Genomic DNA, 11,717 nt, shown 5'->3' on the forward strand with positions numbered 1-11,717 from the left:
CACCCCATGTCCGAACCGCGCCGAAGCGTCCGCAGCCTGGCCCGCCGCTGGTGGCCGGTGGTCCTCGCGGTGCCGCTGGGCGCCGCCGCCGGCGCCGGGTACGCCGTCGTCGCCCACCCCTCGTACGCCGCCAACTCCTATGTGATCGTGGTGCCGGAGAACCAGGGGGAGAGCGCCACCGCGATCAACTTCGCCCAGGCGTACGGCCGGCTGGCCGGCCAGCCCCAGGTGCTCGCGGCCGCCGCCGCCGAGACCGGGCACAGCCGCGCCGAGCTAGAGGTCCTGGTGCACGGCACCACCTCCCCGGACGCTCCGATGATCGAGATCACCGGTACCGGCGCGCGGCCGCCGGAGGCCGTCCGGGCCGCCGACGCGGTGGCCCGCTCGCTGGTCGCCTTCGCCAACACCAGCAGCAAGGAGACCGGCGTCCGGCTGGTCCCGCTGGCCGCCGCCGCCGAGCCGGACAAGCCGACCACCCCGTCCGCGCAGCTGGACGTCGCGGTCGGCGCCGCCGCCGGGGTGCTGATCGGCGCGCTGGTGATGATGACCCGCCGCCGGGGCACCGAGCCGGTCCCGGCCGCCGCCGCGTCCGGCAGCGGCCCGGCGCCGACCACCCCGCGCCCGCGCACCGAGGAGGCCCCGGCCCGGGCGGCCGACGCCCCGGCCGAGCCGGCGCCCGCCGAGCAGCCGGCCACCGGGAAGGCACCCGCCGAGAAGGCCGCTGCCGGGAAGACGGCCGCCGAGAAGACCCCGACCAAGGAGAAGAGCGCCGCCGGGAGCGGCCGATGAGCACCGAGGCGCCGGTCACCGCCGGCCTGCCCGCCCAGTCCGGCGCGCCCCGCTGGACGACCGAACTGCGCCGGGAGGACGACGCCCTCGACGCCCTCGCCGAGGAGTGGGACGACCTCGCCGCCCGCTGCCGGACGGCCACCTTCTTCCAGGCCGCCGTCTGGCAGCGTTCCTGGTGGCGCCAGTACGGCCGTCCGGGCGAGCTGCTGGTGCTGCTGGTCCGCCGCAACGGCCGGCTGGTCGGCGCGGGGGCGTTCCAGCGGCGCCACGGCCCCCTCGGCGGGCTGACCGGCCTCGGCGACGGGCTGATCGACTTCACCGACATCCTGCTCGACGACTCCTGCGCGGACCGCGCCGCCGCCGAGTTCGCCGCCGCGCTCCCGCTCACCCGTCCCTGGCACAGCCTGGAGCTGCGCGAGGTGCACCCCGAGGCGGCCGTCCAGCGGGTCTTCGAGCAGTGGCGCGGCCGGCGGTGCCGGTTCACCGACTCGCTCTGCCAGTACCTGCCGGCCGTCCCGATGGAACAGCTGCTCAAGCGGGTGCCCGGCAAGACCGCCCAGCGCAGCCGGGTGAAGCTGCGCAAGATCGCCGAGGTCGGGGTCGAAGTCCGCTCGACGCCGCCGGAGGAGGTGCCCGAGGCCCTGGCCGGGCTGCTCCGGCTGCACTTCCTGCAGTGGAGCGAGCGCGGCGTGACGCCGGAGCACCGCACCGAGCGGTTCGCCCGGCACCTCGCCGAGTCCACCACCGGCCTGGTCGCCACCGGCCGCGCGGCCGTCCACCAGTACTGGCTGGACGGCGAGCTGGTCGCGGTGAACCTGCTGCTGCTCTGCCCGTCCTTCGGCGGCCTCTACCTGTACGGGGCGCACCCGGAGCTGCGGGAGCGGCTGGACATCGCCGGCCTGCTGTTCGGCGCGGCGCTGGACGAGACGGTCGGTGCGGGGATCCCGGTGCTGAGCCTGCTGCGCGGCCAGGAGCCGTACAAGCAGCGCTGGCGGCCGGACCGCCTGCCCAACCAGCGGTTGCTGTTCGGCCCGCGCGGGCCCGCCCCGGCGACCGCCGCCCGGGCCGGCTCGGTGCGGGCCCGGCAGGTCGCGGTGCACGTCCTGCGCACCCGGCTGCCGAGGCTCAAGGAGGCGTTGGCGGCCCGCCGGCGGAGCTGACCGCTCGCCGGCGGGCCCGGACACCGGCCCTCAGCGCCGGGCCGGCAGGTTGTTGGGCGAGGGCGAGGGCGAAGGGGAAGCCGACGCGCTCGGTGCCGCGCTCGGTGCCGCGCTCGGTGCCGCGCTCGGCGCCGAGGACGGCGCCCCGGAGGCGGACGCCACCGCCGACGGCGACGGCCCGGCCGAAGGAGAGGCGGAGGCGGCGCCCGTGGCGGGGGGAGTAGCCCCCGGCACCGGGGTGACCGTCGGGGCGGGCGCCGGCGCCGCCGCGGCCGGCGCCCCCTTCGACCCGGCCATCAGCTGCTTGAACCGGCTGCTGGAGCGCGGGTTCTGCCCGCACTGCCAGAAGCCGTGCGGGCAGTAGTCGGTGACGGTCTGGTAGCTGGTGTCGTGGGTGCGGATCCACTCCACCATCCGCTGCACGAACTCCGGGTTGTCCCCGTTGCGGAACAGCCCCCACTCCGGGTAGGAGACCGGCTTGCCGCGCTTGGCGGCGAACTCCACCTGGTCCTGCAGCCCGTACGGCTCGCGGACGTAGTCGTCGAAGGTCGCGCCGGCCGGCTGGTCGTAGCTGTCCATGCCGATGATGTCGACCACGTCGTCGCCCGGGTAGCACTTGGTCCACGGGATCGCGTCCAGCCCCCGGTTGGGCGTGAAGTCGAAGCGGAAGCGCTGCCCGGGCACCGAGCGCATCACCGAGACGATCCGCCGCCAGTACGCCTTCCAGGCGGTCGGGTCGGGCTTGCAGCGGTGGGTGTAGGTGACGCCGTTCATCTCCCAGCCGAGGGTGAGCACGGTGTCCGCGCCGCCGAGCGCCACCAGCCGGCGGGCGAGCCGCAGGAAGTGCCGGTCGAAGTCCCCGCGCGCGCCCTGGGTGAGCAGCTTGGCCACCTCGCCGTCCGGCACGTTCGCCTCGTTGGGCACGAGCATCGGGACGCCGAGGATCAGCATCCGGGCCGGGTCGGCCAGCCGCCACTGCGACCACATCCCGAGCACCACCGGCTCGCCCTCGACGTCCGCCCAGCTGTTTCCGGCCAAATAGGTGTGGCCGACCTGCACGTTGGCGTTGTTCAGCCACTGCGCGTAGCGGCCCAGCTGGGGGATGTACTTGTCCCACGAGCCGACGAAGGCGCCGAACGGCGCCTCGTGGTTCGGCCGCTGGACGGCCGGCCGGGGGGCGGCGCCGCGGGGCTGGAAGGCATCGGAGGAGAGGGCGTGCCGTTCGGTCTGGCTGAGCGGCGTCCCGGCGGGGACGCTCGCGGTGGTCAGCATCAGCAGGGCGGCGGCAGCCAGCGTCAGGCGGCCGAGTCGCATGATCTCTCCTCCGGGCGTCACGGGGCGGGGCAGGGGGACGGACCGTGATACCCCGCTCGCAGACAGTAGGCCCCGCGAGCGTCGGAAAAGCCGAATGTCACCCTAAAGTGGGCGATATTCGAACGCCGTCTGCCGCAATGCGCCGTGTATCACCTCTGTAACAGTCCGGACGGCCCTGGAGGCCCTACCTCGACGGTCGGCCCGGAGTGTCGCCTGGGCGGTGGGTGGCCCGACGGCGCAGGTGGGCGGGTGGTTCGGGCGAAGGGCGCGAAACGACCGCCCGCGCATCCACCGTTCGGACGCGCGGCCGGGTCCGGCTGACTCGTGAGGGTGTCGAAAGGTACGCTCCGCCCGTGTCCTGGAAGCCGCTGCGTGTACTCACCCCTCGATCGATCCTCCCTGCCCTGGCGGTGCTGCTGGTCCTTGTGGCGGGCGCGGCCGCGCACGCCAACAAGCCGGTGCCGTTCGGGGACCGGGTGGCCGAGCCGGGTGGCGCGAGCGCCGGGCCGGTCGGCACGCAGTCGCCGGGCGCCGACGGCCTGGAGCTGAAGGTGGGCCCCGGGCTGGAGGCCTACAACCGGGCCACCGGCGAGCACGCGTGGTCCTACCGCCGCGAGGGCGCCACCGCGCTGTACCTGTCGATGGCGGGCGAGAGCGCCGTGGTGGTCTGGGACGACGGCCTGATCACCTCGGTGCGCCCCGGCGACCACGAGGTGCGCTGGCACCGCGCGGTGCCCGGTCTGGAGGACTGGCTGAGCGGCGAGGGCGAGCCGGGCGCCGAGAAGCGCACCGACGAGCAGCGCAGGCAGCTCCAGCGGGAGCGGGCCGCGGCGGCCCTGCACACCGTCCAGCAGTCCTCGCCCTGGGTGGCCGTGGTCACGCCGGAGCTGACCATGGGCTTCCGCGACGCCGACGGTGACCTTCGCTACAACTCCAAGCCGGCCGGCAACTGCGTCTACGACCCGACCCGCACGGTGGGCACCGACTTCGCGGTGCTCGTCCCGCGCAGCTGCACCAACAGCACCGGCCAGCCGGTCTCCGGCGGCGTCACCGGCTACCGGCTGGACAGCACCGGCTGGCAGCTCAACGCGGGCCCGACGGTGTCGATGAAGGCCCTGGACGGTCGCCGGGTGCTGATCTCGGACGGTCCGATCGTCGGCCCCAAGGTGTTCGACACCAAGGCGGCGGCCCCCGAGGCGGCCTGCGGCAGCCCGGCCGAGCCCTTCGCCGCCGTCCGCCCGCAGGGCAGCTGCACCGCCCCGGAGGACGCCCCGCAGCCCTGAGGCCGGTACCCGCAGCGGTCAATACCACCGGGCCCCGCCACGGGGCCCGGTAGACTTGCCGTCATGGCTGTTCTCTCCGGGCACTAGCGGACGAGCGGCGCCGCCCCGAGCGGTCCGCCGATCCGACGACGACGCCCCCTTCCGCTGCCCCGGCCCTGTGCCATGCCCAGGCGCCCGCCCACGTCCCAGGAGTAGTCCCAGCCATGATTTCCGCCAACGCCCTTGAGCTGCGCGCCGGTGCCCGCATCCTGATCGAGTCCGCGAGCTTCAAGGTCGCCCCGGGCGACCGGATCGGTCTGGTCGGGCGCAACGGCGCCGGGAAGACCACGCTCACCAAGGTGCTGGCCGGCGAGGGCCTGCCGGCCTCGGGCACGGTCACCCGCTCCGGCGAGGTCGGCTACCTCCCGCAGGACCCGCGCACCGGCGACCTCGACGTCCTCGCCAAGGACCGCATCCTCTCCGCCCGCGGCCTCGACAGCGTGCTGAAGAAGATGCGCGAGAACGAGGAGCGGATGGCGAACGGCAAGGGCGCCACCCGGGACAACGCGATGAAGAAGTACGCGCGCCTGGAGACGGAGTTCCTCACCAAGGGCGGGTACGCCGCCGAGGCCGAGGCCGCCACCATCGCCGCCGCGCTGGGCCTGCCGGACCGCATCCTGGAGCAGGAGCTGCACACCCTCTCCGGTGGTCAGCGCCGCCGCGTCGAGCTGGCCCGGATCCTCTTCTCGGACTCCGACGTGCTGCTGCTCGACGAGCCCACCAACCACCTCGACGCCGACTCCATCGCCTGGCTGCGGGACTTCCTGAAGACGTACAAGGGCGGCTTCATCGTCATCTCGCACGATGTCGAACTGGTCGAGACGGTCGTCAACAAGGTCTTCTACCTCGACGCCAACCGCTCCGCGATCGACGTCTACAACATGGGCTGGAAGCAGTACCAGCAGCAGCGCGAGGACGACGAGAAGCGCCGCAAGCGCGAGCGGGCCAACGCCGAGAAGAAGGCCGCGACCCTCAACTCGCAGGCCGACAAGATGCGGGCCAAGGCGACCAAGACGGTGGCCGCGCAGAACATGGCCCGCCGCGCCGAGAAGCTGCTCTCCGGGCTGGAGCAGGTCCGGGTGAACGACAAGGTCGCCAAGCTGCGCTTCCCGGACCCGGCCCCCTGCGGCAAGACCCCGCTGACCGCCAGCGGCCTCTCCAAGTCCTACGGCTCGCTGGAGATCTTCACCGACGTGGGCCTGGCCATCGACCGGGGCTCGCGGGTCGTCATCCTCGGGCTCAACGGCGCCGGCAAGACCACCCTGCTGCGGATGCTGGCCGGGGTGGAGCAGCCCGACACCGGCGAGGTGGTCCCGGGCCACGGTCTGAAGATCGGCTACTACGCCCAGGAGCACGAGACCCTGGACCCGGAGCGTTCGGTGCTGGAGAACATGCGCTCCTCGGCCCCCGACACCGACCTGGTGCAGATCCGCAAGATCCTCGGCTCGTTCCTGTTCTCCGGCGACGACGTCGACAAGCCGGCCGGGGTGCTCTCCGGTGGCGAGAAGACCAGGCTGGCGCTGGCCTCGCTGGTGGTCTCCAGCGCCAACGTGCTGCTGCTCGACGAGCCCACCAACAACCTCGACCCGGCCAGCCGCGAGGAGATCCTCGGCGCGCTGCGCGAGTTCAGCGGCGCGGTCGTGTTGGTGACCCACGACGAGGGCGCGGTCGACGCGCTCCAGCCGGAGCGGATCATCCTGCTGCCGGACGGCGTGGAGGACCTCTGGAGCCCGGCGTACCACGACCTGGTCTCGCTGGCCTGATCCGAGCCCGGCTCCCGTCCAGCATGGAGTAGACGCCTCATCCACTCTTCGGACCAGAAAAACTAGTACTTACGGCGTGTCCGGGAATGAAGAGGTCCGGGATTCCGTTTGAGAAGCTTCCGTCGGCCCGCCACTCGATCGTGGTCGGGCCGACGCTGCTGATCAGCTCTTTCGCGCCGAATGGCGGTAACACCCCGGGGGCGTGCACTCTGCGTGAGCGCCCTTGTGCGCTCGGATCACCACCGACGGACGGCGCATTCCCGGCATCGACCTTGTCGAATGGGTGGCCAGGAGGCGGTGGATGGGTGATCATGGGAATCTGACCGAGCAACGCTACGAGGAGGCACGGGTGGCCGAGACTCTGAAAAAGGGCAGCCGGGTGACCGGTGCCGCGCGTGAGAAGCTCGCGGCCGATCTCAAGAAGAAGTACGACTCCGGGGCGAGCATTCGCGCTCTCGCGGAGGAGACCGGTCGCTCGTACGGCTTCGTGCACCGGATGCTGAGCGAGTCCGGAGTGATCCTCCGGGGCCGCGGCGGTGCCACGCGGGGCAAGAACAAAGCTACTGCTGGAGCCAGCTCCTGACGGTCCGTCAGTTCATGGACGGATGACTCGGCGGCAGGGCGCGGGCCGGGGAGACGACGATCGGTCGTCCGCCTCCGGTCAGAGCGAACCGGCCGCCGATCGTCATGCCCGCCGCCACCCGACCCGGGTCGTCCGCGACGGCGGGCGCTCCGGCCCTGCCGCTGCGCGTCCAGTTTTGTTACTCTCCGGTAGCCAAGTCCCTCGCCACCGGAGGTCCCCGCATGACCGCCCCCGCCACCGACCCGCAGGCCCCGAGCTGGGAGCAGGACGGCGTCCGTCTGGAGATCGACGGTGAACTCGCCGTCGTCACCCTCTGTCAGCCCGAACGGCGCAACGCCCAGTCGCCCGCGATGTGGCGCGCGCTGACGACCGTCGGCCGCGAACTGCCCGGCAGCGTCCGGGTGGTGCTGCTGCGGGCCGAGGGTCTCTCCTTCTCCGCCGGCCTGGACCGCGCGATGTTCACCCCCGAGGGCATCCCCGGCGAGCGCACCTTCCTCCAGCTGGCCGCCGCCGAGGACAAGGACCTCGACGACACCATCGCCTCCTACCAGGAGGCCTTCTCCTGGTGGCGCCGGCCCGACCTGGTCTCGATCGCCGCCGTCCAGGGCCACGCCGTCGGCGCCGGCTTCCAGCTCGCCCTCGGCTGTGACCTGCGCGTGGTCGCCGACGACGTCCGGTTCTCCATGAAGGAGACCTCGCTCGGCCTCGTCCCCGACCTGGCCGGGACCAAGCCGCTCACCGAACTCGTCGGCTACGCCCGGGCGCTGGAGATCTGCGCCACCGGCCGCTGGGTCGGCGCCGAGGAGGCCGCCGCCATCGGCCTGGCCAACCTGGCCGTGCCCGGCGCGGAGCTGGACTCCGCCGCCCGCGACCTCGCCGCCGCGCTGCTGGCCGCCCCGCGCAGCGCCGTCATCGAGACCAAGGCGCTGCTCCAGGGTGCGGGCGGCCGCTCCTACGACGAGCAGCGTTCGGCCGAACGGGTGGCGCAGGCCCGCCGGCTGCGCGATCTGGCCGGCATCGGCGACTGACCGCACGACCGCACCGAAGGCCCGGCACCGGGGGACCGCCCCCGTGAGCCGGGCCTTCGGCGTTCCGGCCGTCCGGGCGCGGGTGCTCCGGGGGCGAGAATCGTGGCGAAATGCCAGAGTTGGAACGATTTGCGATATAGCTGGAGCCGTACGACGGGAGAAGCGCCCATGCCTGACACTCCGACGCCCGCCACCATGCACAAGAACCCCCCTGCCCCCGCCGCGCCCGGATCGGGCGCCCCGGCGACCGACGTCGGCCGGGTGGAGGCCGAACGCGGCCGCACCGCCCTGGCCGTCGGGGTGATCGAGAAGATCGCCGGCATGGCCGCCCGCGAGGTCTCCGGCATCCACGCCCTCGGCTCGGGCCTGTCCCGGACCTTCGGCGCGATGCGCGACCGGGTGCCCGGCGGCAAGTCCAGCATCGGGCGCGGGATCAAGGCCGAGGTCGGCGAGAAGCAGACCGCCATCGACATCGCCCTGGTCGTCGAGTACGGCGTGGTCATCCCCGAACTGGCCCGCCAGGTGCGGGAGAACATCATCGACTCGGTCGAGCGGATGACCGGGTTGGAGGTCGTCGAGGTCAACATCGCCGTCAACGACGTCCACCTGCCCGACGAGCCGGACGTCGAGGAGGAGGAAGAGGAGAGCATCCCCGCCGGACAGCGGCCCAAGTTGAAGTAGCCCCTCGGCGGGCAGCAGCGGAAGACGAGGAGTAGCGGATGAACCTGGCCATCGTCGGCCTGGTGGTGGGTATGGCCCTCGGCTTCGCCGGCTATTTCGGCGGCTTCGCGGCGTTCCTGCTGGTGGCCGCGCTGGGCGTGGTCGGCTTCGTGGTCGGGCGTCTGCTGGAGGGCGACATCGAGATCGGTGACCTCGGCGATCTGCTGCGCGGCCGCGACCGGCGCCGCTGATGGCGTCCCCCGCCGCCCCCGTCGCCCGCCGCCGCGAGCCCGGTGCCCGCGGGCGGCTGCGGATCGCCGACCGGGTCTACGCCCGGATCGCCGCCCGGGCCGCCCGTGAGGCGCTGACCGACGCGTGGAGCGGGCGGGCGGAGCGCGGCGGGCCGCCGAAGGTGTCGGTCGCCGCGCGGGGCACCACCGTCTCCGTCCGGGTCGCCGTCGACCTGCCCTTCCCCGCCGACCTCGCCGCGCTCGCCCGGGCCGTACGGGACCGGATCGCCGCGCAGGTCGGCGCGCTGACCGGGACGCGGGTCGCCGAGGTGGTGGTGGTCGTCGAGCATCTGGTCACCGGGGCAGCGGTATGACCGGGCAGGCGCCGGACGCGCTCCCGGCGGAGGTCGTCGAGCCCGAGCCGGTGGCCGTCAAGGTGCCCCGGCTGCGGTCGCCGCGGACGGTCGCCGCCGTGCTGGTCGCCGTCGCCGTCCTGCTGATCGGCGCCGCACTGCTCTACGACGTGATCGCCGTGCGCACCGGGCACGCCGCCCGGCGCTGGCGGGCCGAGGTCGCCGACGAACTGGCCACCCGCCACCTGGACGACTTCTGGGTGCTGCTCGGCGCCGGGGCGGCCGTCCTGCTCGGCGGCTGGCTGCTCTGGCTCGCGCTCGCCCCCGGCCTGCGCCGCTGGCTCCCGCTGCGCCCGCACGGCGGCACCTCCGCCGCCATCGACCGCACCGGCGTCGGGCACCTCCTGCACGACCGCGCGGCCGGTCTGCCGGGCATCGAGCACCTCACCGTCCGGATCAACCGCCGCCGGGTGAAGGTGGCGCTCACGGGCCCCGCGGATCCGGCCTCGGTGCAGCGGCAGCTGCGCGCGGAGCTGGCCAGGGTCACCCTGGCCCGGCCGCTGCGCCTCGATGTGCGGGCGACGCGCGGCAGGGGGGAGGGCGGCGCCGTGCCGGGGCCACCACCGGAGGGCACCGAGGGCGCTCCGTCGGGCGGCCGGGTCGGCCCGGGCGGAGAGGTCGGCCAGGTCGGTGGGGTCGGCGGGACTGGCAGGACCGGCGAGGCCGGCAGGGTTGACGAGGCAGGCGAGGCAGGCGAGGCCGGCAAGGTCGGCGGGACCGGCGAGGCCGGGTGAGCGGGCCGAGCGGGGTGCCGGGCGGGAGCGGGCGGCGGAGTACGGGGGCGCCGGTGCGGGTCGGACGAGGAGGGGTCTGATGAGTCGGTCCACCGTCAACCGGGTGCTGCTGGGCGTGGCCGCCGTGCTGCTGCTGGCGGCCGGAGTACTCGTCCTGGCCGGCGGGCTCGACCTCTACGCGCGACTCGGGCTGGACATGCCCGGCTGGTGGCCGCTCACCTCGCCGGACCAGCCGGTGGTCAGCGCCGGCTCACGGACCCGCTGGGCGGACGAGTCCTGGTGGTGGCCGGCCGTGATCGCCGGGCTGGCCCTGGTGGTCGCCGGCACGGCCTGGTGGCTCCTGGCCCAGCTGCGCCGCAGCGGCCCGGCGACCATCGCCCTCCCCACGCCCGGTGCGAGCGGGCTGCGGCTGCGGCTGCGCACCCGGGCCCTGGAGGAGGCGCTGGAGACCGGGACGGTGGTCCTTCCGGAGGTGGAACGGGTGAGCGTCCGGCTGCTGCGCGGGCCCCGGCGGCCGCGGCTGCGGGCCGCCGTGCGGTTGACCCCGGGGGGTGATCCGGCGGAGCTGGTCGAGCACTTCGAGACCGGCCCGTGCTCCAGTGCGCGGTCCAGCCTCGGCCTGGCCGAACTGCCCGCCGAACTGCGGATCCGGGTGCTGGCGGCGAAGCCGGCCGCCGCCCCGGGGCGCGGCGGCCGGCGCAGGCGTTCGCGGGTCGAGTAGCCGCGTACCGCCGGGTCCGGCAGGCGGGTCAGAGGCCGCGCAGGGCGCCCCCGTCGACCGGGATCATCACACCGGTCAGGTAGGAGGCGGCGGGGGAGAGCGCGAAGGCCGCGACCTTCCCGAACTCCGCCGGGGTGCCGTAGCGGCCGAGCGGGATGGTGGCGCTGTTGCGGGCCCGGGCGGCGGCGGCGTCGCCGCCGAGGGCGTCCAGCTCGCGGACCCGGTCGGTGTCGATCCGCGCCGGGAGCAGGCCGACCACCCGGATCCCGCGCGGGCCCAGCTCGTCGGCGAGCGACTTGGCGGCCATCGCCAGGCCGGGCCGCAGACCGTTGGAGATGCCGAGGCCGGGGATGGGCTCGCGGACCGAGCCGGAGAGCACGAAGCCGATCACGCCGCCCTCGCCGAGCTGCTCGGCCGCCGCCCGGGCGAGCCGCAGGGCGCCGAGGAAGACCGACTCGAAGGCGCCGCGCCAGGCCTCCTCGGGGGTGCTGGTCACCGGGCCGGCCGCCGGCCCGCCGACGCTGATCAGCACGCCGTCCAGCCGGCCGAAGCGCTCGACGGCCTCGGTGAGCAGCCGCCCGGCGGTCTCAGGGTCCGCGTTGTCGGCCACCAGGCCGTGCGCCGTGCCGCCGCCGAGGGCGTCGAGCTCGGCCACCGCCGCCGCGACGGACTCCTTGCTCCGGCCGCTGATCAGCACCCGGGCGCCGTCGGCGGCCAGCTCCCGGGCGGCCGCGAGGCCGAGGCCCCGGGTGGCGCCGGTGACCACGTACACCGTGTCCTTCAGTCCAAGATCCATGGCTCCCATCCTGCCGGGTCGGGGGAGCGGCGGGGTAGGGGGCGCGTCGGTCGGGCCGGCGGCGGGGCGGAGCCGCTCGGTGGTGGCCGAAAGCCGGGGTGGCCGGCGGCGGTCCGGGCCGGATCCGCGGCCCGCGGCAGGCCCCGCGCCGACGAGTTTCGGCCGACTGCGCCGGCACGCTGGCCTTGACGCCCGCGTCAAGGT

At 74.5% G+C, this 11,717-nt stretch carries 13 protein-coding genes; 11 read left to right on the plus strand and 2 right to left on the minus strand.

Features of this window, described 5'->3' with window-relative positions:
- The first annotated feature begins 6 nt into the window (after nucleotides 1-6).
- Together ACFVYI_RS36500 and ACFVYI_RS36505 are read left to right on the plus strand one after the other, a co-directional pair.
- On the plus strand, nucleotides 7-789 hold the full coding sequence (locus ACFVYI_RS36500) for a Wzz/FepE/Etk N-terminal domain-containing protein (RefSeq protein WP_387893601.1): 783 nt from the start codon (nucleotides 7-9) through the stop codon (nucleotides 787-789).
- Nucleotides 786-1,949 carry a GNAT family N-acetyltransferase gene (locus ACFVYI_RS36505; protein WP_387893603.1) on the plus strand — a complete coding sequence of 388 codons (1,164 nt, stop codon included), beginning with the start codon at nucleotides 786-788 and terminating at the stop codon, nucleotides 1,947-1,949. Before ACFVYI_RS36500 ends, ACFVYI_RS36505 begins: the two co-directional genes overlap by 4 nt.
- 30 nt (nucleotides 1,950-1,979) lie before the next feature.
- On the opposite strand, the gene ACFVYI_RS36510 is transcribed toward ACFVYI_RS36505, so the two are convergent.
- Nucleotides 1,980-3,263, minus strand: a complete 1,284-nt coding sequence (locus tag ACFVYI_RS36510; protein WP_387893605.1) for a glycoside hydrolase family 26 protein — start codon at nucleotides 3,261-3,263, stop codon at nucleotides 1,980-1,982.
- A 353-nt stretch (nucleotides 3,264-3,616) separates the two neighbouring features.
- Between ACFVYI_RS36510 and ACFVYI_RS36515 the strand changes: the two genes are divergently transcribed.
- The 9 genes from ACFVYI_RS36515 to ACFVYI_RS36555 all read left to right on the plus strand — a co-directional run bounded on the left by ACFVYI_RS36515 (nucleotide 3,617) and on the right by ACFVYI_RS36555 (nucleotide 10,717).
- Complete coding sequence (locus tag ACFVYI_RS36515) at nucleotides 3,617-4,546, plus strand: hypothetical protein (RefSeq protein WP_387893607.1); 930 nt, start codon at nucleotides 3,617-3,619, stop codon at nucleotides 4,544-4,546.
- 203 nt (nucleotides 4,547-4,749) lie between these two features.
- On the plus strand, nucleotides 4,750-6,348 hold the full coding sequence (locus ACFVYI_RS36520; RefSeq protein WP_387893609.1) for an ABC-F family ATP-binding cassette domain-containing protein: 1,599 nt from the start codon (nucleotides 4,750-4,752) through the stop codon (nucleotides 6,346-6,348).
- A gap of 349 nt (nucleotides 6,349-6,697) precedes the next feature.
- A complete protein-coding gene (locus ACFVYI_RS36525; RefSeq protein WP_049658450.1) occupies nucleotides 6,698-6,931 on the plus strand; it encodes a helix-turn-helix domain-containing protein in 234 nt (77 codons plus the stop codon).
- 221 nt (nucleotides 6,932-7,152) lie between these two features.
- Complete coding sequence (locus ACFVYI_RS36530) at nucleotides 7,153-7,959, plus strand: enoyl-CoA hydratase/isomerase family protein (RefSeq protein ID WP_387893611.1); 807 nt, start codon at nucleotides 7,153-7,155, stop codon at nucleotides 7,957-7,959.
- Between the two features lie 168 nt (nucleotides 7,960-8,127).
- Nucleotides 8,128-8,640 (plus strand): Asp23/Gls24 family envelope stress response protein, encoded by a 513-nt coding sequence (locus tag ACFVYI_RS36535; RefSeq protein ID WP_387893613.1) that lies wholly within the window; start codon nucleotides 8,128-8,130, stop codon nucleotides 8,638-8,640.
- Between the two features lie 38 nt (nucleotides 8,641-8,678).
- Nucleotides 8,679-8,870, plus strand: a complete 192-nt coding sequence (locus ACFVYI_RS36540; protein WP_329490120.1) for a hypothetical protein — start codon at nucleotides 8,679-8,681, stop codon at nucleotides 8,868-8,870.
- Complete coding sequence (locus ACFVYI_RS36545) at nucleotides 8,870-9,223, plus strand: hypothetical protein (protein ID WP_387893616.1); 354 nt, start codon at nucleotides 8,870-8,872, stop codon at nucleotides 9,221-9,223. Before ACFVYI_RS36540 ends, ACFVYI_RS36545 begins: the two co-directional genes overlap by 1 nt.
- On the plus strand, nucleotides 9,220-9,996 hold the full coding sequence (locus ACFVYI_RS36550) for a DUF6286 domain-containing protein (RefSeq protein WP_387893618.1): 777 nt from the start codon (nucleotides 9,220-9,222) through the stop codon (nucleotides 9,994-9,996). Before ACFVYI_RS36545 ends, ACFVYI_RS36550 begins: the two co-directional genes overlap by 4 nt.
- A gap of 79 nt (nucleotides 9,997-10,075) precedes the next feature.
- The gene (locus ACFVYI_RS36555; protein WP_387893620.1) at nucleotides 10,076-10,717 is read left to right on the plus strand and encodes an alkaline shock response membrane anchor protein AmaP; all 642 of its coding nucleotides are present in this window, start codon (nucleotides 10,076-10,078) and stop codon (nucleotides 10,715-10,717) included.
- A 28-nt stretch (nucleotides 10,718-10,745) separates the two neighbouring features.
- Here ACFVYI_RS36555 and ACFVYI_RS36560 read toward each other — a convergent pair whose 3' ends face one another.
- Nucleotides 10,746-11,513 (minus strand): SDR family oxidoreductase, encoded by a 768-nt coding sequence (locus tag ACFVYI_RS36560; RefSeq protein WP_387893622.1) that lies wholly within the window; start codon nucleotides 11,511-11,513, stop codon nucleotides 10,746-10,748.
- Nucleotides 11,514-11,717 lie beyond the last annotated feature (204 nt).

It is taken from the genome of Kitasatospora sp. NPDC058218, from assembly GCF_042882445.1.
GTDB lineage: Bacteria > Actinomycetota > Actinomycetes > Streptomycetales > Streptomycetaceae > Kitasatospora.